Annotated in this window: 18 protein-coding genes and 3 tRNA genes; 20 read left to right on the top strand and 1 reads right to left on the bottom strand. The window is 63.7% G+C overall.

Features of this window, described 5'->3' with window-relative positions:
- The first annotated feature begins 152 nt into the window (after positions 1-152).
- Positions 153-1,712 carry a sigma-54-dependent transcriptional regulator gene (locus ACIP21_RS15210; RefSeq protein WP_400688824.1) on the top strand — a complete coding sequence of 520 codons (1,560 nt, stop codon included), beginning with the start codon at positions 153-155 and terminating at the stop codon, positions 1,710-1,712.
- Between the two features lie 92 nt (positions 1,713-1,804).
- Here ACIP21_RS15210 and ACIP21_RS15205 read toward each other — a convergent pair whose 3' ends face one another.
- Positions 1,805-2,059, bottom strand: coding sequence for a DUF2790 domain-containing protein (locus ACIP21_RS15205; protein WP_400688821.1), 255 nt, complete (start codon positions 2,057-2,059; stop codon positions 1,805-1,807).
- 421 nt (positions 2,060-2,480) lie between these two features.
- Here ACIP21_RS15205 and acs point away from each other — a divergent pair, with 421 nt between their 5' ends.
- From acs to ACIP21_RS15110, 19 genes are all read left to right on the top strand, one after another.
- The gene (gene acs / locus ACIP21_RS15200) at positions 2,481-4,442 is read left to right on the top strand and encodes an acetate--CoA ligase (protein WP_400688819.1); all 1,962 of its coding nucleotides are present in this window, start codon (positions 2,481-2,483) and stop codon (positions 4,440-4,442) included.
- Between the two features lie 625 nt (positions 4,443-5,067).
- Entirely contained in the window at positions 5,068-5,853 is a 786-nt protein-coding gene (locus tag ACIP21_RS15195) for an ABC transporter substrate-binding protein (protein ID WP_400688816.1), read from the top strand.
- A gap of 90 nt (positions 5,854-5,943) precedes the next feature.
- Positions 5,944-6,633, top strand: coding sequence for an ABC transporter permease (locus ACIP21_RS15190; protein WP_400688814.1), 690 nt, complete (start codon positions 5,944-5,946; stop codon positions 6,631-6,633).
- Entirely contained in the window at positions 6,630-7,328 is a 699-nt protein-coding gene (locus ACIP21_RS15185) for an ABC transporter permease (protein WP_400688811.1), read from the top strand. The genes ACIP21_RS15190 and ACIP21_RS15185 overlap by 4 nt, the downstream gene beginning before the upstream one ends.
- Before the next feature lie 22 nt (positions 7,329-7,350).
- The gene (locus ACIP21_RS15180) at positions 7,351-8,115 is read left to right on the top strand and encodes an ABC transporter ATP-binding protein (RefSeq protein ID WP_400688808.1); all 765 of its coding nucleotides are present in this window, start codon (positions 7,351-7,353) and stop codon (positions 8,113-8,115) included.
- Positions 8,116-8,216: 101 nt separating this feature from the next.
- Positions 8,217-9,197, top strand: coding sequence for a transcriptional regulator ArgR (argR, locus tag ACIP21_RS15175; RefSeq protein ID WP_400688805.1), 981 nt, complete (start codon positions 8,217-8,219; stop codon positions 9,195-9,197).
- Between the two features lie 342 nt (positions 9,198-9,539).
- Positions 9,540-10,760 (top strand): aspartate aminotransferase family protein, encoded by a 1,221-nt coding sequence (locus ACIP21_RS15170; protein WP_400688803.1) that lies wholly within the window; start codon positions 9,540-9,542, stop codon positions 10,758-10,760.
- A gap of 137 nt (positions 10,761-10,897) precedes the next feature.
- Positions 10,898-11,917, top strand: coding sequence for an arginine/ornithine succinyltransferase subunit alpha (aruF, locus tag ACIP21_RS15165; protein WP_400688800.1), 1,020 nt, complete (start codon positions 10,898-10,900; stop codon positions 11,915-11,917).
- Between the two features lie 67 nt (positions 11,918-11,984).
- Positions 11,985-13,013 (top strand): arginine N-succinyltransferase, encoded by a 1,029-nt coding sequence (astA, locus tag ACIP21_RS15160; RefSeq protein WP_400688798.1) that lies wholly within the window; start codon positions 11,985-11,987, stop codon positions 13,011-13,013.
- The gene (gene astD / locus ACIP21_RS15155) at positions 13,014-14,477 is read left to right on the top strand and encodes a succinylglutamate-semialdehyde dehydrogenase (protein WP_400688796.1); all 1,464 of its coding nucleotides are present in this window, start codon (positions 13,014-13,016) and stop codon (positions 14,475-14,477) included.
- 23 nt (positions 14,478-14,500) lie between these two features.
- Positions 14,501-15,850 (top strand): N-succinylarginine dihydrolase, encoded by a 1,350-nt coding sequence (gene astB, locus ACIP21_RS15150; RefSeq protein ID WP_400688793.1) that lies wholly within the window; start codon positions 14,501-14,503, stop codon positions 15,848-15,850.
- A gap of 14 nt (positions 15,851-15,864) precedes the next feature.
- On the top strand, positions 15,865-16,155 hold the full coding sequence (locus ACIP21_RS15145; protein WP_400688790.1) for a topoisomerase II: 291 nt from the start codon (positions 15,865-15,867) through the stop codon (positions 16,153-16,155).
- Between the two features lie 10 nt (positions 16,156-16,165).
- Complete coding sequence (gene astE / locus ACIP21_RS15140) at positions 16,166-17,173, top strand: succinylglutamate desuccinylase (protein WP_400688787.1); 1,008 nt, start codon at positions 16,166-16,168, stop codon at positions 17,171-17,173.
- A 366-nt stretch (positions 17,174-17,539) separates the two neighbouring features.
- Complete coding sequence (alaS, locus tag ACIP21_RS15135) at positions 17,540-20,164, top strand: alanine--tRNA ligase (protein ID WP_400688785.1); 2,625 nt, start codon at positions 17,540-17,542, stop codon at positions 20,162-20,164.
- An 85-nt stretch (positions 20,165-20,249) separates the two neighbouring features.
- Entirely contained in the window at positions 20,250-21,485 is a 1,236-nt protein-coding gene (locus tag ACIP21_RS15130) for an aspartate kinase (RefSeq protein ID WP_400688782.1), read from the top strand.
- Between the two features lie 168 nt (positions 21,486-21,653).
- Complete coding sequence (gene csrA, locus ACIP21_RS15125; RefSeq protein ID WP_003254503.1) at positions 21,654-21,842, top strand: carbon storage regulator CsrA; 189 nt, start codon at positions 21,654-21,656, stop codon at positions 21,840-21,842.
- Positions 21,843-21,914: 72 nt separating this feature from the next.
- A tRNA-Ser gene (locus ACIP21_RS15120) sits at positions 21,915-22,005 on the top strand.
- Positions 22,006-22,111: 106 nt separating this feature from the next.
- Positions 22,112-22,188, top strand: a tRNA-Arg gene (locus ACIP21_RS15115).
- A gap of 72 nt (positions 22,189-22,260) precedes the next feature.
- A tRNA-Arg gene (locus tag ACIP21_RS15110) sits at positions 22,261-22,334 on the top strand.
- The last annotated feature ends 1 nt before the right edge of the window (position 22,335 follow it).

The following is a 22,335-nucleotide window of genomic DNA, read 5'->3' as shown; positions in this document are numbered from 1 at the left end:
TTTGCAGCCCTAGTTCGTAACGATAATTTTACAAAATGGCCGCCATGCCGGAAAATCCGGGCCATGCAGCTGGCGAATTGTCTGTTTTTGTCAGCTTATCTTTACGAATTTTCCGTGCGTGGTTGAAAAGCCTCGCCGCCTCGAGAGCTTCCATGCGCATCAAAGTGCACTGCCAGAACCGCATCGGCATCCTTCGCGACATCCTCAACCTGCTGGTGGAATACGGCATCAACGTGCTGCGCGGCGAGGTGGGCGGCGATCACGGCAATGCCATCTACCTGCACTGCCCGAACCTGATCAACCTGCAGTTCCAGGCACTGCGGCCGAAGTTCGAGGCGATTGCCGGGGTGTTCGGGGTCAAGCGGGTCGGGTTGATGCCCAGCGAGCGGCGGCACATGGAACTCAATGCCTTGCTCGGCGCCCTGGATTTCCCGGTGCTGTCGGTCGACATGGGCGGCAGCATCGTCGCCGCCAACCGCAGCGCCGCCCAGTTGCTCGGGGTGCGCGTCGACGAGGTGCCGGGCATGCCGCTGGCGCGCTATGTGGAGGACTTCGACCTGCCGGAGCTGGTGCGGGCCAACAAGTCGCGGATCAATGGCCTGCGCATCAAGGTCAAGGGTGACGTGTTCCTGGCCGACATCGCGCCGCTGCAATCGGAGCACGACGACAGCGAGGCACTGGCCGGCGCCGTACTGACCCTGCATCGCGCCGACCGCATCGGCGAGCGCATCTACAACGTGCGCAAGCAGGAGCTGCGTGGCTTCGACAGTATCTTCCAGAGCTCCCGGGTGATGGCGGCGGTGGTGCGCGAGGCGCGGCGCATGGCGCCCTTGGATGCGCCGTTGCTGATCGAGGGTGAAACCGGCACCGGCAAGGAACTGCTGGCCCGCGCCTGCCACCTGGCCAGCCCGCGGGGCCAGTCGCCGCTGATGGCGCTCAACTGCGCCGGCTTGCCGGAGTCGATGGCCGAGACCGAACTGTTCGGCTACGGCCCGGGGGCCTTCGAGGGGGCGCGCGCCGAGGGCAAGCTGGGCCTGCTGGAGCTGACTGCCGGCGGCACGCTGTTCCTTGACGGGGTGGGCGAGATGAGCCCGCGCCTGCAGGTGAAACTGCTGCGCTTCCTGCAGGACGGCTGCTTCCGTCGGGTCGGCAGCGACGAGGAGGTGTACCTGGATGTGCGGGTGATCTGCGCCACCCAGGTGGATCTCTCGGAGCTATGCGCCCGTGGCGAGTTCCGCCAGGACCTGTATCACCGGCTCAACGTGCTGTCGCTGCACATCCCGCCGCTGCGCGAATGCATGGACGGGCTGGAGGGCCTGGTGCAGCATTTTCTCGACCAGGCCAGCCGGCAGATCGGCTGCGCCATGCCGCGCCTGGCGCCGGCGGCGATGGAAAAGCTCAGTCAATATCACTGGCCGGGCAACGTGCGGCAGCTGGAGAACGTATTGTTCCAGGCGGTTTCCTTGTGCGACGGCGGGGTAGTCAAGAGCGAACATATCCGTTTGCCGGATTATGGCGTGCGCCAACCGTTGGGTGAGTTTTCCCTGGAAGGTGATCTTGCACAGATTGTCGGGCGTTTTGAAAAGGCTGTGTTGGAAAGTTTGACAAGTGAATTTCCAAGTAGCCGGGCGCTGGGTAAACGATTGGGTGTTTCCCATACGACGATTGCCAACAAGTTGCGCGAACATGCCCTGGGCAAGTCGTCGGAATAACAAAGTCGTTATTTGACGGTCGTTCAAGCAGCTGAAAACCTGCTTGCCGCCCAGATACGCGAAGGGCCCCGGAGGGGCCCCAATCTCAAGGATCAGCCGTTGGAGCAGCCGTTCCCCATCACGCGGTATTCGAGAATGTGCTTCTGACCCTTGGAGTCCTCGTAGGTCATGCGCGCGGGCACTACTTCGCAGACGTTCGGCACTTCGCTCATGGAGATGACGCGGGCGATGTCCAGGTGCTGCGAGTAGCTGTACTGTTCAACCGGAATCTGCTCGACATCGTTTGCCTCGGCAGCCATTGCCGCGTTGCAAAGACCGCCAAGTACCAATACCAGTAACGCTTTCATTTTCTATTTACCTGTCTAAGGTCGTGAGGGGGCACGCGGCACTTGTGGCGCCGCGAGTACAGCCTGAGTTTCAACTATCGGGATTAGAGGGGGATTAACATCTTGCCTTCGTGGGGGCTGTTTCCAGTAGTTAATCGCCTTGCCGTTGCTGGCGAGGTAAATCTTATGCCTCGGCAACTAAGGGAAACAGATGGTGTTTTGATAAAGTTTTTTCGTCTTTTGACAGAATCTGTAACAATCCCTCGGCAAGATACCCCGCGCTTTCAGCTCGCCGGGCCGCGATCTGCGGCCTAGAGCCATCGCCGCCGGTGATGTGAAGATTTGCCCTGTGCGCTACTACCATCGTCGAATGGCTTTTCCCGCTCTGGTACAGTTACAAACGGTTTCATACAAAAACAACTATTACACCGAGGTAACACAGATGAGTGCGGCTCCACTGTATCCCGTTCGTCCCGAGGTTGCGGCCACCACCCTGACCGACGAGGCCACCTACAAGGCCATGTACCAGCAGTCGGTGATCAACCCGGACGGCTTCTGGCGCGAGCAGGCCCAGCGCATCGACTGGATCAAGCCGTTCACCAAGGTCAAGCAGACCTCCTTCGACGACCACCATGTCGACATCAAGTGGTTCGCCGACGGCACCCTCAACGTGTCCTCCAACTGCCTGGACCGCCACCTCGAAGAACGCGGCGACCAGCTGGCCATCATCTGGGAAGGCGACGACCCTTCCGAACACCGCAACATCACCTACCGCGAGCTGCACGAGCAGGTCTGCAAGTTCGCCAACGCCCTGCGTGGCCAGGACGTGCACCGCGGCGACGTGGTGACCATCTACATGCCGATGATCCCCGAGGCCGTGGTGGCCATGCTGGCCTGTGCCCGCATCGGCGCAATCCATTCCGTGGTGTTCGGCGGCTTTTCGCCGGAAGCCCTGGCCGGGCGCATCATCGACTGCAAGTCCAAGGTGGTGATCACTGCCGACGAGGGCCTGCGCGGTGGCCGTCGTACCCCGCTCAAGGCCAACGTCGACCTGGCGCTGACCAACCCGGAAACCAACAGCGTGCAGAAGATCATCGTGTGCAAGCGCACCGGTGGCGATATCGCCTGGCACCAGCACCGCGACATCTGGTACGAAGACCTGATGAAGGTCGCCTCCAGCCACTGCGCGCCGAAAGAAATGGGCGCCGAGGAAGCGCTGTTCATCCTCTATACCTCCGGCTCCACGGGCAAGCCAAAGGGCGTGCTGCACACCACCGGCGGCTACCTGGTGTATGCCGCGCTGACCCATGAGCGGGTGTTCGACTACCGCCCGGGCGAGGTCTACTGGTGCACCGCCGACGTCGGCTGGGTCACCGGCCACAGCTACATCGTCTATGGCCCGCTGGCCAACGGCGCGACCACCCTGCTGTTCGAAGGCGTACCGAACTACCCGGACATCACCCGCGTGTCGAAGATCGTCGACAAGCACAAGGTCAACGTCCTCTACACCGCGCCGACCGCCATCCGCGCCATGATGGCCGAGGGCCAGGCCGCGGTCGCGGGCGCCGACGGCTCCAGCCTGCGCCTGCTGGGCTCGGTCGGCGAGCCGATCAACCCCGAAGCCTGGAACTGGTACTACAAGACCGTGGGCAAGGAGCGTTGCCCGATCGTCGACACCTGGTGGCAGACCGAGACCGGCGGCATCCTCATCAGCCCGCTGCCGGGCGCCACCGGCCTCAAGCCGGGTTCGGCGACCCGCCCGTTCTTCGGCGTGGTGCCGGCACTGGTGGACAACCTGGGCAACCTGATCGACGGCGCCGCCGAGGGCAACCTGGTGATCCTCGACTCCTGGCCGGGCCAGTCGCGTTCGCTGTACGGCGACCACGACCGCTTCGTCGACACCTACTTCAAGACCTTCCGTGGCATGTACTTCACCGGTGACGGCGCGCGCCGCGACGAGGACGGCTACTACTGGATCACCGGCCGCGTCGACGACGTGCTCAACGTCTCCGGGCACCGCATGGGCACCGCCGAGATCGAGAGCGCCATGGTCGCCCACGCCAAGGTCGCGGAAGCGGCGGTGGTCGGCGTGCCGCACGACATCAAGGGGCAGGGCATCTATGTCTACGTCACCCTCAATGCCGGCATCGAGCCGAGCGAGCAGTTGCGCCTGGAGCTGAAGAACTGGGTGCGCAAGGAGATCGGCCCGATCGCCTCGCCGGACGTGATCCAGTGGGCGCCGGGGCTGCCCAAGACCCGCTCGGGCAAGATCATGCGGCGGATCCTGCGCAAGATCGCCACGGCCGAGTACGATGCCCTGGGTGATATCTCGACCCTGGCCGACCCTGGGGTGGTGCAGCACCTGATCGATACCCACAAGGCGATGAACCTGGCATCGGCCTGATATCCGGCTGGACGCCGACCGCTGTAGGAGCGGCCTTGCGTCGCGAAAGGGCCGCAGAGCGGCCCCAGCAATGCAGGCTGCGAAGCTGAAACCCTGGGGCCGCTTCGCAGCCCTTTCGCGACGCAAGGCCGCTCCTACATAGGCTGCGCGCTCGGCATCAAACCCCGCCCGAGCAATCGGCGGGGTTTTTGCTTTACTGTTACCCGACATTCATCGGTAACTCTTCTGTCACCGATTTCGCACAAGATCGGGGCGCACGGAAACAGTCCTGTGCCGTTCTGGTGCATTCGCGCAGGCATTTGCCGCATGACGACACGCTGGGCTTGCCGGATTACAAGGCTTTGCCAATAATAGGCCCGCTAATTGCTAGGTCTATGGGTTATTTTCCTCGAGCTCTTGCATGTTTTGCAAAAGCTGTCAACATCGCCCGCCGCGATTTCAAGCGCTTCTGTAAGTAGTTGTCGCTTTGAAGAAATATCGACTACCGGGCTGTCGTTAAAATGCCACTCACTCGCTCGTGGTCTGCGACCTAGGTCGAACCCTGCGCGGCTCGCGTTGTACCCATTCGCATAGCGGGCAGCTGTTACCCCTGCCTCGTATTGCCCCGTACCGATGGAGTTACCTGATGAAGAAGCTCGCACTGCTTGGCGCCCTGGCGCTTTCCGTGTTTTCCCTGGTATCGCAGGCCGATGAAAAACCGTTGAAGATCGGCATCGAAGCCGCCTACCCACCGTTCGCCTTCAAGCAGCCTGACGGCAGCATCGCCGGTTTCGACTACGACATCGGCAACGCCCTGTGTGAAGAAATGAAGGCCAAGTGCACCTGGGTCGAGCAAGAGTTCGACGGTCTGATCCCGGCGCTGAAAGTGCGCAAGATCGACGCCATCCTGTCGTCCATGTCGATCACCGACGACCGCAAGAAATCGGTCGACTTCACCAAGCGCTACTACCTCACCCCGGCACGCCTGGTGATGAAGCAGGGCAGCACCGTCAGCGACAGCCTCGACGAGCTCAAGGGCAAGAAGATCGGTGTGCAGCGTGGCTCCATCCACGACCGCTTCGCCAAGGAAGTGCTGGCGCCGAAGGGCGCCACCGTGGTGCCGTACGGCACCCAGAACGAAATCTACCTGGATGTCGCCGCCGGCCGCCTGGACGGCACCGTGGCCGACGCCACCCTGCTCGAAGACGGCTTCCTGAAGACCGACGCCGGCAAGGGCTTCGCTTTCGTCGGCCCATCGTTCACCGACGTGAAGTACTTCGGTGACGGCGTCGGCATCGCCGTGCGCAAGGGCGACAAGGCCAACGCCGACCGCATCAATGCGGCCATCGACGCCATTCGCGCCAACGGCAAGTACAAAGAAATCGAGAAGAAGTACTTCAACTTCGACATCTACGGTCCAGACTCGAACTAAGACGTCGAGTTTCACCTTGCAATGGTGCAAACAGCAGAGGCTCTGAGGTTTGCACCATTTTTCATTCCCAAGCCCTGAGGAATCCGAATCATGTTGAAAGGCTATGGGGCAGTCATCCTCGACGGGGCGTGGCTGACGCTGCAGCTCGCCCTGTCGTCGATGGCCCTGGCCATTGTCCTCGGCCTGATCGGCGTGGCACTGCGACTGTCGCCGGTGCGCTGGCTGGCCTGGCTGGGGGATCTGTATTCCACGGTGATCCGTGGCATCCCCGACCTGGTCCTGATCCTGCTGATCTTCTACGGCGGCCAGGACATCATCAACCGGGTGGCACCGCTGCTCGGCTACGACGACTACATCGACCTGAACCCGCTGGTGGCCGGTATCGGCACGCTGGGCTTCATTTTTGGCGCGTACCTGTCGGAAACCTTCCGTGGTGCGTTCCTCGGTATCCCCAAGGGCCAGGCCGAAGCCGGCATGGCCTATGGCATGAGTGCGCGCCAGGTGTTCTTCCGCATCCAGGTGCCGCAGATGATCCGCCTGGCCATCCCGGGCTTCACCAACAACTGGCTGGTGCTGACCAAGGCCACGGCGCTGATTTCGGTGGTCGGCCTGCAGGACATGATGTTCAAGGCCAAGCAGGCCGCCGACGCCACCCGCGAACCCTTCACCTTCTTCCTGGCGGTGGCCGCGCTGTACCTGGTGATCACCAGTATTTCGCTGCTGGCGCTGAAGTATCTCGAGCGCCGCTACTCGGTGGGCGTCAAGGTGGCTGAACTATGATCTTCGACTACAACGTCGTCTGGGAAGCCATGCCGCTGTACCTCGGCGGCCTGCTGACCACCCTCAAGCTGCTGGCGCTGTCGCTGCTGTTCGGCCTGCTGGCGGCGATCCCGCTGGGCCTGATGCGGGTGTCCAAGCGGCCGCTGGTGAACATGAGCGCCTGGCTGTACACCTACGTCATCCGCGGCACGCCGATGCTGGTGCAGCTGTTCCTGATCTACTACGGGCTGGCCCAGTTCGAGGCGGTGCGCGAGAGCATCTTCTGGCCGTGGCTGTCCAGTGCGACCTTCTGCGCCTGCCTGGCCTTCGCCGTCAACACCAGCGCCTACACCGCGGAAATCATCGCCGGCAGCCTCAAGGCCACGCCCCATGGCGAGATCGAGGCGGCCAAGGCCATGGGCATGTCGCGCATGAAGATGTATCGCCGCATCCTGCTGCCCTCGGCCCTGCGCCGGGCATTGCCGCAGTACAGCAACGAAGTGATCATGATGCTGCAGACCACCAGCCTGGCGTCGATCGTCACCCTGATCGACATCACCGGTGCCGCACGCACGGTCAACGCCCAGTACTACCTGCCTTTCGAGGCCTACATCACGGCGGGCGTGTTCTACCTGTGCCTGACCTTCATCCTCGTGCGCCTGTTCAAGATGGCCGAACGCCGCTGGCTCGGCTACCTGGCGCCGCGCAAGCACTGAACGCTCTGTGAGAACCGACAGCATGTACAAACTCGAAATCCAAGACCTGCACAAGCGCTATGGCAGCCATGAAGTGCTCAAGGGCGTGTCCCTGGCGGCCAAGGCAGGCGATGTGATCAGCATCATCGGCTCCAGCGGTTCGGGCAAGTCGACCTTCCTGCGCTGCATCAACCTGCTCGAGCAGCCCCACGCGGGCAAGATCCTGCTCAACAACGAAGAGCTCAAGCTGGTGCCTGGCAAGGACGGCGCGCTCAAGGCCAGCGACCCGCGCCAGTTGCAGCGCATGCGCTCGCGGCTGTCGATGGTGTTCCAGCATTTCAACCTGTGGTCGCACATGACCGCGCTGGAAAACATCATCGAAGCGCCGGTTCACGTGCTGGGCGTGAACAAGAAGGAAGCCCTGGAAAAGGCCGAGCACTACCTGGCCAAGGTCGGTGTGGCGCACCGCAAGGACGCCTTCCCGGGGCACATGTCCGGCGGCGAGCAACAACGTGTGGCAATTGCCCGGGCCCTGGCCATGGAGCCGGAGGTCATGCTGTTCGACGAACCGACCTCGGCGCTCGACCCGGAACTGGTGGGCGACGTGCTCAAGGTCATGCAGGCCCTGGCCCAGGAAGGCCGCACCATGGTCGTGGTGACCCACGAAATGGGCTTTGCCCGTGAAGTGTCGAACCAGCTGGTGTTCCTGCACAAAGGCCTGGTCGAAGAAACCGGCTGCCCTCGCGAAGTGCTGGCCAACCCGAAATCGGAGCGGCTCCAACAGTTCCTTTCCGGCAGCCTGAAGTAAAAGGCTGCCTCTTTGCACCAAAGTAGGGCATGCTGCGCAGCGAGCACAGCATGCCCTGGCGCCACAGACTCGAACGATCCCAAGGTTTCGGACCGCACCCTATGACCACCCAGCGAATCGGTTTTCTCATCTGGCCAAGCACCAAGCCTTTGACCCTGGCGCTGGCGGAGGAAGTGTTGCAGGTGGCCCAGCGCGTGCACCCGGAGGTGGCCTACGAACTGGCTTTCCTTCAGGCCGAACCTGCCGAGGAGGGCGCCTGGCGCCTGCCGGGCGAGCCGTGGAACGGTCGCCTGGAAGGCTGCCACAAGCTGTTTCTGCTGGCCGACGAGCCGCCCCAGGCGGTGGGTTCGTCGTTGTCGGCGGCGCTCAAGCAGCTGGCGCGCAGTGGCTGCATGATCGGCGGCCTGTCCGCCGGCGTGTACCCGTTGGCCATGCTTGGTCTGCTCGATGGCTACCGCGCCGCGGTGCACTGGCGCTGGCAGGATGACTTCGGCGAGCGCTTCCCCAAGGTCATCGCCACCAGCCATCTGTTCGATTGGGACCGTGACCGCCTGACCGCCTGCGGCGGCATGGCGGTGACCGACCTGTTGCTGGCGGTGCTGGCCCGTGATCACGGGGCGGAACTGGCGGGGGCGGTGTCCGAGGAGCTGGTGGTCGAGCGCATTCGCGAAGGCGGCGAGCGCCAGCGCATTCCGCTGCAGAACAGGTTGGGCTCGAGCCATCCGAAGTTGACCCAGGCGGTGCTGCTGATGGAGGCCAATATCGAGGAGCCGCTGACCACCGACGAGATCGCCCAGCATGTGTGCGTGTCGCGCCGGCAGCTGGAACGGATCTTCAAGCAGTACCTGAACCGCGTGCCGAGCCAGTATTACCTGGAGCTGCGGCTGAACAAGGCGCGGCAGATGCTGATGCAGACCAGCAAGTCGATCATCCAGATCGGCTTGTCCTGCGGGTTCTCCTCGGGGCCGCATTTTTCCAGTGCGTATCGCAATTTCTTTGGTGCCACGCCACGCGAAGACCGCAACCTGCGACGCAGCAGCAGCCCGTTCGAGTTGAGCTCGGCCCCGGCCGAAAAAGGCTGATTCTGCTATCGCCCGTACTGGCCTCTTCGCGGGTAAACCCGCTGCCACAGGGACCGCACGGGTTTCGAATATTGTGGAGATCCTGTGGGAGCGGGTTTACCCGCGAAGAGGCCGGCACAGGAAGCCTCCTTTCTTGATGTGCACACCCGTTCACCCAGCTCCCTCTCTCCCGTACACTGCGCGATTGCGACAGTGTTTGTCGCATTGCCGAAAGCCTTGGTAAAACTGGGTTTTGCGCTGTAACAAGTTGTCGCTTGGCCGCAAGGACAGGCGCGGATCAGTCCTTACAATCCCCCCATCGCTCGCCACATCCAGGCCAGCGTTCCTCTTCAGGAGACTCAGATGTCCGTTGAGCAAGCCCCGGTGCAACGTGCCGATTTCGACCAGGTCATGGTCCCCAACTATTCTCCGGCGGCCTTCATTCCTGTGCGAGGCGAGGGTTCCCGCGTCTGGGACCAGTCCGGTCGCGAGCTCATCGACTTTGCCGGCGGCATTGCGGTGAACGCCCTGGGCCACTGCCACCCGGCACTGGTCAAGGCCCTGACCGAGCAGGCCAACACCCTCTGGCACGTGTCCAACGTCTTCACCAACGAGCCGGCCCTGCGCCTGGCCCGCAAGCTGGTCGACGCCACCTTTGCCGACCGTGCGTTCTTCTGCAACTCCGGCGCCGAGTCCAACGAGGCCGCGTTCAAGCTGGCCCGTCGCGTCGCCCACGACCGCTTCGGCCCTGAAAAGCACGAAATCATCGCCACCGTGAACAGCTTCCACGGCCGCACCCTGTTCACCGTCAGCGTCGGTGGCCAGCCGAAGTACTCCGACGGCTTCGGCCCGAAGATCACCGGCATCAGCCACGTGCCGTACAACGACCTGGAAGCGCTCAAGGCACAGATCTCCGACAAGACCTGCGCCGTGGTGATCGAGCCGATCCAGGGCGAGAGCGGCGTGGTGCCGGCCGACAAGGCCTACCTGGAAGGCGCGCGCAAGCTGTGTGACGAGCACAACGCCCTGCTGATCTTCGACGAAGTGCAGACCGGCGTCGGCCGCACCGGCTCGCTGTACGCCTACCAGCACTACGGCGTGACCCCGGACATCCTGACCAGCGCCAAGAGCCTGGGTGGCGGCTTCCCGATCGGCGCCATGCTGACCACCGCGGAGCTGGCCAAGCACCTGGCAGTCGGCACCCACGGCACCACCTACGGCGGCAATCCGCTGGGCTGCGCCGTCGCCTGCGCCGTGCTGGACGTGGTCAATACCCCGCAAACCCTGGCTGGCATCAAGGCCAAGCACGAGCGCTTCAAGACTCGCCTGGAACAGATCGGCCAGCAGTACGGCCTGTTCAGCCAGGTGCGCGGCGTCGGCCTGCTGATCGGCTGCGTGCTGACCGAAGCCTGGCAGGGCAAGGCCAAGGACGTGCTCAACGCCGCTGAAAAAGAAGGCGTGATGGTGCTGCAGGCCGGCCCGGATGTGGTCCGTTTCGCCCCGAGCCTGGTGGTCGAGGATGCCGACATCGACGAAGGCCTGAACCGCTTCGAACGCGCCGTGGCGCAACTGACCCAGGGCTGACCGGCCTGCGGTCCTTTCACCGCCCCGGCTGCCCAAGGCAGCCGGGGCGGTGAACCCCGAATTCCAGAGCGGGCGCCCAGGCGGCCGCTGTTTTTCCGTGCCGTGCCGAACGGCCCGTATTCCAAAGGAGTGACACCATGCTGGTGATGCGCCCCGCGCAAATGGCTGATCTGAACGAAGTGCAGCGCATGGCTGCCGACAGCCCCGTTGGTGTCACCTCGCTGCCGGACGATAGCGCCCGCCTGGGCGACAAGATCGCCGCGTCGGAAACCTCCTTCGCCGCCGAAGTCAGTTTCAACGGCGAGGAGAGCTACTTCTTCGTGCTCGAGGACAGCGAGACCGGCCAGCTCGCCGGCTGCTCGGCCATCGTCGCCTCGGCCGGCTATTCCGAGCCGTTCTACAGCTTCCGCAACGAAACCTTCGTGCATGCCTCGCGCGAGCTGAAGATCCACAACAAGATCCACGTCCTGTCGCTGTGCCACGACCTCACCGGCAACAGCCTGCTGACCAGCTTCTATGTGCTGCCCGAGCTGGTGAACAGCGGCTGGGCCGAGCTCAATTCCCGCGGCCGCCTGCTGTTCATGGCCGCGCATCCGGAGCGCTTCGCCGATTCGGTGGTCACCGAAATCGTCGGCTACAGCGACGAGCAGGGCGAGTCGCCGTTCTGGGACGCGATCGGGCGCAATTTCTTCGACCTCAACTACGCCGATGCCGAGCGCTTGTGCGGGCTGAAGAGCCGCACCTTCCTCGCCGAGCTGATGCCGCACTACCCGATCTACGTGCCGCTGCTGCCCGACCAGGCCCAGGAAGCCATGGGCCAGGTGCACCCGCGGGCGCAGATCACCTTCGACATCCTCATGCGCGAAGGCTTCGAGACCGAGCACTACATCGACATCTTCGACGGCGGGCCGACCCTGCATGCGCGGGCCTCGGGCATCCGCTCGATCGCCCAGAGCCGGGTGGTGCCGGTGAAGGTGGACGACACCCCGGTCAAGGGCGGGCGCCCGTACCTGGTGTGCAACGGCCAGTTGCAGGACTACCGCGCGGTGTTGCTGGAGCTGGACTGGGTGCCGGGCAAGCCGGTCACCCTGAACAGCCAGGCGGCCGAGGCCCTGGGCGTCGGCGAGGGCGCCAGCGTGCGCCTGGTCGCCGCCTGAGCGCCGGGCCTGCAGGCGCGTAAAGAGATTCTTGCGGCAGGCACTGGCCGCCGCACAAGGAGAGAGCATGATCGTCCGTCCCGTACGCAGCAGCGATTTACCCGCGCTGATCGAATTGGCACGCAGCACCGGTACCACCGGGCTGACCACCTTGCCGGCCAATGAAGAGCGCCTCGGCCACCGGGTCGGCTGGGCCGAGAAGACCTTCCGTGGCGAGGCCGAGCGCGGCGACACCGACTACCTGTTCGTGCTGGAGAACGATGAAGGCCTGGTGGTCGGCATCAGTGCCATCGCCGGCGCCGTCGGCCTGCGCGAGCCCTGGTACAACTACCGGGTCGGCCTGACCGTCAGCGCCTCGCAGGAGCTGAATATCTACCGCGAAATCCCCACCCTGTTCCTGGCCAACGACCTGACCGGCAACTCCGAGCTGTGCTCGCTGTTCCTGCGCGGCGACTACCGTTCCGGGCTCAACGGGCGGCTGCTGTCGCGGGCGCGCATGCTGTTCATCGCCGAGTTCCCCGAGCTGTTCGGCAACAAGATCATCGCCGAGATGCGCGGCATGTCCGACGAGCATGGCCGTTCGCCGTTCTGGGAGTGCCTGGGGCGGCACTTCTTCAAGATGGAATTCAGCCAGGCCGACTACCTCACCGGCGTGGGCAACAAGTCGTTCATCGCCGAGCTGATGCCCAAGTTCCCGCTGTACACCTGCTTCCTCTCCGAGGATGCGCGCAACGTCATCGGCCGCGTGCACACCGACACCGAGCCGGCCCTGGCGATGCTCAAGCAGGAAGGCTTCAACTACCAGGGCTACGTCGACATCTTCGATGCCGGCCCGGCCATCGAGTGCGAAACCTCGAAGATCCGCGCCGTGCGTGACAGCCAGACCCTGGTGCTGGCCGTGGGCACGCCGGGCGACGACGCCACCCCTTACATCATCCACAACCGCAAGCGCGACGACTGCCGCATCACCGCCGCGCCCGCACGCCTGGCCGCCGGTACCCTGGTGGTCGACCCGCTGACTGCCAAGCGCCTGCGCATGGGGGCCGGCGACAATGTTCGCGCCGTGCCGCTGTCGGCAAGCCGGGAGGCCCAGTAAATGACCACCCATTACATCGCTGGCAACTGGCAGCCTGGCAAAGGCCAGGCCCTGCAATCGCTCAACCCGGTGACCCAGGCCATTGTCTGGCAAGGGCAGGGCGCCGATGCCGGCCAGGTCGACGCCGCCATCGAGGCCGCGCGCCAGGCGTTCCCGGCCTGGGCGCAACTGAGCCTGGACGTGCGCATCGGCGTGCTGGAGAAATTCGCCGAGCAACTCAAGCAGCATGCCGAGGCGCTGGCCCATTGCATCGGTGAGGAAACCGGCAAGCCGCTGTGGGAATCGGCCACGGAAGTGACCAGCATGGTCAACAAGGTGGCGATCTCGGTACAGAGCTACCGCGAGCGCACCGGCGAGAAGAGCGGCCCGCTGGCCGATGCCACTGCCGTGCTGCGGCACAAGCCCCATGGCGTGGTGGCGGTGTTCGGCCCGTACAACTTCCCCGGGCACCTGCCCAACGGGCATATCGTGCCGGCGCTGCTGGCGGGCAACTGCGTGGTGTTCAAGCCCAGCGAGCTGACCCCCAAGGTCGCCGAGCTGACCGTCAACTGCTGGATCGCCGCCGGCCTGCCTGCAGGCGTGCTGAACCTGGTGCAGGGCGCCCGCGAAACCGGCGTGGCACTGGCTGCCAACCCGGGCATCGATGGCCTGTTCTTCACCGGTTCCAGTCGCACCGGCAACCTGCTGCACCAGCAGTTCGCCGGGCGCCCGGACAAGATCCTCGCCCTGGAAATGGGCGGCAACAACCCGCTGGTGGTAGATGAGGTCAAGGACCTCGATGCGGCGGTGTACACCATCATCCAGTCGGCGTTCATCTCCGCCGGCCAGCGCTGCACCTGCGCGCGCCGCTTGCTGGTGCCGCAGGGCGCCTGGGGTGATTCGCTGATCGCACGCCTGGTCGAGGTGTGCAAAACCATCACGGTGGGCGCGTTCGATGCGCAACCGGCACCGTTCATGGGGGCGGTGATTTCGCTGCAAGCGGCGCAGGCCCTGATCGCGGCCCAGGCCGAGCTGTCGGCCAGGGGCGCGGTGAAGCTGCTGGAAATGACCCAGCCGCAAGCCGACGCCGCGTTGCTGACCCCGGGCATCCTGGATGTGACCGTCGTGGTCGGGCGCCCGGACGAAGAGTACTTCGGCCCGCTGCTGCAAGTGATCCGCTACGCCGATTTCGATGCCGCCATCGAAGAGGCCAACAATACCCAGTACGGCCTGGCTGCCGGCCTGCTGTCAGACTCCCGCGCGCGCTACCAGCATTTCTGGCTGCGCAGCCGCGCCGGCATCGTCAACTGGAACAAGCAACTGACCGGCGCCGCCAGCAGCGCGCCGTTCGGTGGAGTGGGCGGCAGCGGCAACCACCGCGCCAGCGCCTACTATGCGGCCGATTATTGCGCTTACCCCGTGGCTTCGCTGGAGACCGCCAGCCTTGCCTTGCCGGCGACCCTGACGCCGGGCGTCACTCTATAACAACAGGTCACGGAGCCTAGCCGATGAAATCCTATGAAGTGAATTTTGATGGCCTGGTGGGGCCTACCCACAATTACGGCGGCCTGTCCTACGGCAACGTGGCTTCGCAGAGCAACAGCCAGCAAGGCTCGAATCCGCGCGAAGCCGCGCGCCAGGGCCTGGCCAAGATGAAAGCGCTGGCCGACATGGGCTTCAAGCAGGGCGTGCTGGCGCCGCAGGAGCGCCCCGACGTGGCTGCGTTGCGCCGCCTGGGCTTCGGCGGCAGCGACGCCGAGGTGATCCAGCGCGCCGCCAGGGAGGCCATGCCGTTGCTGGTCGCCAGTTGCTCGGCGTCGAGCATGTGGGTGGCCAACGCCGCCACCGTCAGCCCCAGCGCCGACACCGCCGACGGCCGCGTGCATTTCACCGCCGCCAACCTCAACTGCAAGTACCATCGCAGCATCGAGCACCCGACCACCAGCCGCGTGCTGGCGGCGATGTTCAACGACGACAAACACTTTGCCCACCACCAGGCGCTGCCCGCCGTGGCGCAGTTCGGCGACGAGGGCGCGGCCAACCACACGCGCTTCTGTCGCGACTATGGCGAGGCCGGGGTGGAGTTCTTCGTCTATGGCCGCAGCGCCTTCGACAGCCGCTACCCGGCGCCGCAGAAGTACCCGGCGCGCCAGACCCTCGAGGCCTCGCAGGCCGTGGCCCGGCTGCACGGGCTGAGCGAGGGCGGGGTGGTCTACGCTCAACAGAACCCGGCGGTGATCGACCAGGGCGTGTTCCACAACGATGTGATCTCGGTGGGCAACGGCGAGGTGCTGTTCTACCACGAGGATGCCTTCCTCGAGACCGATGCGGTGCTTGGCCAACTGCAGGCTAAACTGGCCAGCAAGGGCGGCAACTTCCAGGCCATTCGCGTGCCGCGTGCGGCGGTCACGGTAGAGGATGCGGTGCGTTCCTACCTGTTCAACAGCCAGCTGCTCAGCCGCGATGACGGCTCGATGCTGCTGGTGGTGCCGGAAGAGTGTCGCAACAACGAGCGGGTCTGGGCTTATCTGAGCCAGCTGACCGCCCAGGGTGGCGCGGTGAAGGAGGTCAAGGTGTTCGACCTCAAGCAGAGCATGCAGAACGGCGGTGGCCCGGCCTGCCTGCGTTTGCGCGTGGCCCTGAACGAAACGGAGCTGGCAGCGGTGAACCCAGGCGTTATCATGACCGCCCCGTTGTACGACACCCTGGTCCAGTGGGTCGACAGGCATTACCGCGATCGCCTCGGCGAAGCCGACCTTGCCGACCCGCAGTTGCTGGTGGAGAGCCGTACGGCACTGGATGAGTTGACCCAGATCCTGAAGTTGGGTTCGGTCTATCCGTTCCAACGCCAACCTTGAAGAGAGTATGTGTAATGACCGACGCCCTGCGCCTGATCCTCGAAGATGAAGACGGCACCCAGCTGGAAACCTCCTGCACCCGCTTTGCCGTCGTCTGGCAAGGCAAGGAAGTGTGGATTCAGCAGGATGGCCGTGGCCAGCTGCTGATCGGCGTGGATGTCGAGGAAGGCGACGCCGAGTACGCCAACCTGCTGCTGCGCCCGATGGCCACCAACCTGGTCAGCCTGCAGCTGGAAATGGAGCCGGCCGAAGTCGGCGAAGATGACGACCACGTCCATGGCCCCGACTGCGGCCACCACCACTAAGGAAGCGCCTATGCTCGCCCTTGGCAAATTGCTTGAGCTGACCCTCACCGATCACGAACCGGCCGAGAAGACCCAAGTGACACCCAAGGGCGCGCGCTTGCGCTGGCTGGGGGAGGGGGCCCTTGAAGTGCGCCCTCCCGAAGCCGAGGACTGCGGGCTCGACCTGTTGTTGTCGGCGGGTATTCACGGCAATGAAACGGCGCCGATCGAACTGCTCGAGCGGCTGCTGCACGGCGTGGCCAACGGCAAGATCAAGCCCCGCGCGCGGGTGCTGTTCCTGTTCGGCAATCCACCGGCGATCCGCAAGGGCGAGCGCTTCATCGAGCAGGACATCAACCGCCTGTTCAATGGCCGCCACGAGCTCTCCAGCGGCTTCGAGGCCTTGCGTGCCGCCGAACTGGAACAATTTGCCCGGGTGTTCTTCAGCAAGCCCGAGCGCACCCGCCTGCATTACGACCTGCACACCGCCATCCGCGGTTCGAAGATCGAGCAGTTCGCCTTGTATCCCTATAAAGAGGGGCGCAAGCATTCCCGTCGCGAGCTGGCACGCCTGGCGGCAGCGGGCATGGAGGCGGTGCTGCTGCAAAGCAAGTCGTCGATCACCTTCAGTGCGTTCACCTACGAGCAGCTCGATGCCGAAGCCTTTACCCTGGAGCTGGGCAAGGCACGGCCGTTCGGTCAGAACGAGCAGGTCAACCTCGACCGCCTCGAAGAGCGGCTGATCCAGATCATCGAGGGCACCGAGCCCGAGCCCGAGGTTTCGCTCGATGGCCTGAAGCTGTTCAGCGTCGCCCGAGAAATCATCAAGCACAGCGACAGCTTCCACCTGCACCTGCCGGCGGATATCGAGAACTTCTCCGAGCTGAGCAAGGGCTACCTGTTGGCCGAGGACCTGGCGGAGATGCGCTGGGTGGTCGAGGAGGAGGGCGCGCGGATCATCTTCCCCAACCCCAAGGTCAAGAACGGCTTGCGGGCCGGGATCCTCATCGTGCCCGACTCGGGCCAGCGCCTGGGCTGAGGTCGGCGTCGCCTGCTTCACAGGGACGGTGCAATGCCTGAGCGCGCCGCGGTACCTGTGGGAGCGGGTTTACCCGCGAAGAGGGCGACTCGATCGAGGGCTGATCGTCGATGAAAACCTTTTAATTCACCGTCTGTTCCATTTTCCCTTCCCTTGGGCGGTAATGGGCTTGCCAGTGGCGAAAGTCTGCAATTAGCATCCGCCCATGTCATTTTCGTTTGCAAGCGCCTCAAAAGCCGTCCAAACGACGTTTTCTATCGCATAAACACACTGCACCTTGCCTGCAGGACCGATATAATGCGGCCCTTTGCCGTCGTTTCGTCGACGTGTTTGCCCCCAGGGGCCGCCGTTTCCGTGGAAGAACCTATGAAAAGCGCAGAAATCCGTGAAGCCTTCCTTCGCTTCTTCGAAGAGCAGGGACATACCCGAGTCGCCTCCAGTTCGCTGATCCCGAACAACGACCCGACCCTGCTGTTCACCAACGCAGGCATGAACCAGTTCAAGGACTGCTTCCTGGGTGCCGAGAAGCGTGCCTACACCCGCGCCGTCAGCAGCCAGAAGTGCGTGCGCGCCGGTGGCAAGCACAACGACCTGGAAAACGTCGGCTACACCGCGCGTCACCATACCTTCTTCGAAATGCTGGGCAACTTCAGCTTCGGCGACTATTTCAAGCGCGACGCGATCACCTTCGCCTGGACCTTCCTGACCTCCGACAAGTGGCTGAACCTGCCCAAGGAAAAGCTCTGGGTCACGGTTTACGCCAGCGACGACGAAGCCTACGACATCTGGACCAAGGAAGTCGGCGTGCCGGCCGAGCGCATGGTGCGCATCGGTGACAACAAAGGCGCCCCGTACGCCTCCGACAACTTCTGGACCATGGGCGACACCGGCCCGTGCGGCCCGTGCACCGAGATCTTCTATGACCACGGCGCCGACATCTGGGGCGGCCCACCCGGCTCGCCGGAAGAAGACGGCGATCGCTACATCGAGATCTGGAACAACGTCTTCATGCAGTTCAACCGCACCGCTGACGGCGTGCTGCACCCGCTGCCAGCGCCGTCGGTGGACACCGGCATGGGCCTGGAGCGCATCAGTGCGGTCATGCAGCACGTGCACTCGAACTACGAGATCGACCTGTTCCAGAACCTGCTCGGCGCCGCGGCCAAGGCCATCGGCTGCAGCAATGATGGCCAGGCATCGCTGAAAGTGGTTGCCGACCACATCCGTTCCTGCGGCTTCCTGATCGCCGACGGCGTGCTGCCGTCCAACGAAGGCCGCGGCTACGTGCTGCGCCGCATCATTCGCCGCGCGTGCCGTCACGGCAACAAGCTGGGCGCCAAGGGCAGCTTCTTCCACCAGATCGTCGCGGCCCTGGCTGGCGAAATGGGCGAGGCCTTCCCTGAGCTGAAAAACCAGCAGGCCCACATCGAGCGCGTGCTCAAGGCCGAAGAAGAACAGTTCGCCAAGACCCTGGAGCAGGGCCTGCGCATCCTCGAGCAGGACCTGGCCCAGCTCAAGGGCGACGTGGTGCCGGGCGACGTGGTGTTCAAGCTGTACGACACCTACGGCTTCCCGATGGACCTGACCGCCGACATCGCCCGCGAGCGCGAGCTGACCATCGACGAAGCCGGCTTCGAGCGTGAAATGGAGGCCCAGCGCGAGCGTGCCCGTTCCGCCAGCGCCTTCGGCATGGACTACAACAGCCTGGTCAAGGTCGACAGCGCCACCGAGTTCCTCGGCTACGACGCCACCGAAGGCCAGGGCAAGATCATCGCCCTGTACAAGGACGGCCAGTCCGTCGACCAGCTGGGCGAAGGCGAGCAGGGCGTGGTCGTGCTCGATCGCACGCCGTTCTACGCCGAGTCCGGTGGCCAGATCGGCGACACCGGCTTCATCCAGGCCGGTGCCGCGCGTTTCGACGTGCGTGACACCACCAAGACCGGCGGTGCCTTCCTGCACCACGGTGTGGTCGCCAGCGGCGCGCTGCTCATCGGCTCGCCGGTCGAGGCCAAGGTCGATGCCGACGTGCAGCACGCCACCTCGCTGAACCACTCCGCCACCCACCTGTTGCACGAAGCGCTGCGCCAGGTGCTGGGCGAGCACGTGCAACAGAAGGGCTCGCTGGTCGACAGCCAGCGCCTGCGTTTCGACTTCAGCCACTTCGAGGCGGTCAAGCCGGAGCAGATCAAGGCCCTGGAAGACATCGTCAACCGCGAGGTGCGCAAGAACACCCCGGTCGAAACCGAACTGACCGACATCGAAACCGCCAAGGCCAAGGGTGCCATGGCGCTGTTCGGCGAGAAGTACGGTGATACCGTGCGTGTGCTGAGCATGGGCGGCGATTTTTCCGTCGAGCTGTGCGGCGGTATTCACGCCAAGCGCACCGGCGATATCAGCCTGTTCAAGATCATCAGCGAAGGCGGCGTGGCCTCGGGGGTTCGCCGTATCGAGGCGGTCACCGGCGCTGCTGCCCTGGCCTACCTGAACGCTGCCGAAGAGCAGGTCAAGGAAGCCGCGCAGCTGGTCAAGGGTAACCGTGACAACCTGATCGACAAGCTGTCGGCTGTGCTCGAGCGCAACCGCCAGCTGGAAAAGCAGCTCGAGCAGCTGCAGGCCAAGGCCGCCAGCGCCGCAGGGGACGATCTCTCCAGTGCGGCCGTTGAGGTCAAGGGTGCCAAGGTGCTTGCCGCCCGCCTGGACGGGCAGGATGGCAAGGCCCTGCTGGCCCTGGTCGATCAGTTGAAGAACAAGCTCGGCCACGCAGTGATCCTGCTGGGCAGCGAGCATGAGGGCAAGGTCGTGCTGGTAGCCGGCGTGACCAAGGACCTCTCCAGCCAACTCAAGGCTGGTGACCTGATGAAACAAGCCGCTGCGGCAGTGGGCGGCAAGGGCGGTGGCCGTCCGGACATGGCCCAGGGTGGTGGCGTCGACGTCGCCGCGCTGGACCAGGCCCTGGCACTGGCCGTACCGTTCGCAGAGCAGGGACTTTGAGATGAAGGGGCGGGTGGTCTAGTCACCCGTCCCTTCATGTTGGATGGTTTTTTTGGGGCCCTGTATGGGCTGAGGCACCATTGAAATGGCGTTGATCGTACAGAAATTTGGCGGCACCTCTGTCGGTTCCATCGAGCGGATCGAGCAGGTTGCCGAAAAGGTCAAGAAACACCGCGAGGCAGGCGACGACCTGGTGATTGTGCTGTCGGCCATGAGCGGTGAAACCAATCGCCTGATCGACCTGGCCAAACAGATTACCGACCAGCCGGTTCCACGCGAACTGGATGTGATCGTGTCGACCGGGGAGCAGGTCACCATTGCCTTGCTGACCATGGCCTTGATCAAGCGTGGCGTGCCTGCGGTGTCCTACACCGGCAACCAGGTGCGCATCCTCACCGACAGCGCGCACAACAAGGCGCGCATCCTGCAAATCGACGACCAGAAGATCCGTGCCGACCTCAAGGAAGGCCGCGTGGTGGTGGTTGCCGGTTTCCAGGGCGTCGACGAGCACGGCAGCATCACCACCCTTGGCCGTGGCGGTTCCGACACCACTGGCGTGGCCCTGGCGGCCGCGCTGAAGGCTGACGAGTGCCAGATCTACACCGACGTCGATGGCGTCTACACCACCGATCCGCGCGTCGTGCCGCAGGCCCGTCGCCTGGAAAAGATCACCTTCGAAGAGATGCTGGAAATGGCCAGCCTCGGTTCCAAGGTGCTGCAGATCCGTTCGGTGGAGTTCGCCGGCAAGTACAACGTACCGCTGCGCGTGCTGCACAGCTTCAAGGAGGGTCCGGGTACCCTCATTACCATTGATGAAGAGGAATCCATGGAACAGCCGATCATTTCCGGTATCGCCTTCAACCGTGATGAGGCCAAGCTGACCATTCGCGGCGTGCCGGACACCCCGGGCGTCGCCTTCAAGATCCTCGGCCCGATCAGCGCTTCGAACATCGAAGTGGACATGATCGTGCAGAACGTCGCGCACGATAACACCACCGACTTCACCTTCACCGTACACCGCAACGAGTACGAGAAGGCCTACGCCGTGCTGGAAAACACCGCGCGCGAAATCGGTGCCCGTGAAGTCAGCGGCGACACCAAGATCGCCAAGGTCTCGATCGTAGGCGTCGGCATGCGCTCCCACGCGGGTGTTGCCAGCCGCATGTTCGAAGCCCTGGCCAAGGAGAGCATCAACATCCAGATGATCTCCACCTCCGAGATCAAGGTCTCGGTCGTGATCGAAGAGAAGTACCTCGAGCTGGCCGTTCGCGCGCTGCACACCGCGTTCGAACTCGACGCCCCTGCCCGACAGGGCGAGTAAGGCGTTGCCTGGAAGGGCGCGGCTTGGCCGCGCCCTTCGCGTTTCTGGCCGCTGCACAGGCCCTGTCCTGCCAGTGCGGCGACCAAGCAGGCCCGGTACCGTCGTTCGCGACCCGTGCCTGTCATCCCAAGACTGTTACCCCTGAATGTTTTGCGTAAGGAGAAAGCTATGTTGATTCTGACTCGTCGGTGCGCCGAGAGCCTGATCATTGGAGACGGCGAGATCACCGTGACGGTGCTTGGCGTGAAAGGAAACCAGGTGCGTATTGGCGTCAGCGCCCCGAAAGAAGTGGCTGTACACCGCGAGGAAATCTACCTGCGGATCAAGAAGGAGAAGGATGAAGAGCCAAGCCTTTAATTTTTTTGAAGTTTTTTTCAAAAAAAGGGTTGCAAAGGTGAAAGAGGTTCTTTAATATTCGCCTCGTGTTGCGGTGAGGTGGCCGAGTGGCCGAAGGCGCTCCCCTGCTAAGGGAGTATACCTCATAAGGGTATCGGGGGTTCGAATCCCCCCTTCACCGCCATTATTCGTGTAGGGCGCTGTAACGGGTAGGAACGCTAAGTCGTTGAAGTTAAACGAAAAAGTTCTTGCAAAAATGTTTCAGCGACCTATCATACGCGGCAAGACACGGACTCATAGCTCAGCTGGATAGAGTACTCGGCTACGAACCGAGCGGTCGCAGGTTCGAATCCTGCTGAGTCCGCCACTTTTGAAGTGGCTTTGCTTACAAAGTCGCTTCAAACCACCAGTGGTAATCTGGTCTAAAACTACCAACCACGGACTCATAGCTCAGCTGGATAGAGTACTCGGCTACGAACCGAGCGGTCGCAGGTTCGAATCCTGCTGAGTCCGC

This window comes from Pseudomonas sp. NPDC089401, from assembly GCF_044749485.1.
In the GTDB taxonomy this organism is placed as follows: domain Bacteria; phylum Pseudomonadota; class Gammaproteobacteria; order Pseudomonadales; family Pseudomonadaceae; genus Aquipseudomonas.
Note: the sequence above shows the minus strand (reverse complement) of the source record. Positions and strands in the feature narration are given on the sequence as shown.

Coding starts and splice junctions, on each gene's coding strand:
- ACIP21_RS15210 (WP_400688824.1), top strand. CDS start 153: ATGCGCATCAAAGTGCACTGCCAGAACCGCATCGGCATCCTTCGCGAC.
- ACIP21_RS15205 (WP_400688821.1), bottom strand. CDS start 2,059: ATGAAAGCGTTACTGGTATTGGTACTTGGCGGTCTTTGCAACGCGGCA.
- acs (WP_400688819.1), top strand. CDS start 2,481: ATGAGTGCGGCTCCACTGTATCCCGTTCGTCCCGAGGTTGCGGCCACC.
- ACIP21_RS15195 (WP_400688816.1), top strand. CDS start 5,068: ATGAAGAAGCTCGCACTGCTTGGCGCCCTGGCGCTTTCCGTGTTTTCC.
- ACIP21_RS15190 (WP_400688814.1), top strand. CDS start 5,944: ATGTTGAAAGGCTATGGGGCAGTCATCCTCGACGGGGCGTGGCTGACG.
- ACIP21_RS15185 (WP_400688811.1), top strand. CDS start 6,630: ATGATCTTCGACTACAACGTCGTCTGGGAAGCCATGCCGCTGTACCTC.
- ACIP21_RS15180 (WP_400688808.1), top strand. CDS start 7,351: ATGTACAAACTCGAAATCCAAGACCTGCACAAGCGCTATGGCAGCCAT.
- argR (WP_400688805.1), top strand. CDS start 8,217: ATGACCACCCAGCGAATCGGTTTTCTCATCTGGCCAAGCACCAAGCCT.
- ACIP21_RS15170 (WP_400688803.1), top strand. CDS start 9,540: ATGTCCGTTGAGCAAGCCCCGGTGCAACGTGCCGATTTCGACCAGGTC.
- aruF (WP_400688800.1), top strand. CDS start 10,898: ATGCTGGTGATGCGCCCCGCGCAAATGGCTGATCTGAACGAAGTGCAG.
- astA (WP_400688798.1), top strand. CDS start 11,985: ATGATCGTCCGTCCCGTACGCAGCAGCGATTTACCCGCGCTGATCGAA.
- astD (WP_400688796.1), top strand. CDS start 13,014: ATGACCACCCATTACATCGCTGGCAACTGGCAGCCTGGCAAAGGCCAG.
- astB (WP_400688793.1), top strand. CDS start 14,501: ATGAAATCCTATGAAGTGAATTTTGATGGCCTGGTGGGGCCTACCCAC.
- ACIP21_RS15145 (WP_400688790.1), top strand. CDS start 15,865: ATGACCGACGCCCTGCGCCTGATCCTCGAAGATGAAGACGGCACCCAG.
- astE (WP_400688787.1), top strand. CDS start 16,166: ATGCTCGCCCTTGGCAAATTGCTTGAGCTGACCCTCACCGATCACGAA.
- alaS (WP_400688785.1), top strand. CDS start 17,540: ATGAAAAGCGCAGAAATCCGTGAAGCCTTCCTTCGCTTCTTCGAAGAG.
- ACIP21_RS15130 (WP_400688782.1), top strand. CDS start 20,250: ATGGCGTTGATCGTACAGAAATTTGGCGGCACCTCTGTCGGTTCCATC.
- csrA (WP_003254503.1), top strand. CDS start 21,654: ATGTTGATTCTGACTCGTCGGTGCGCCGAGAGCCTGATCATTGGAGAC.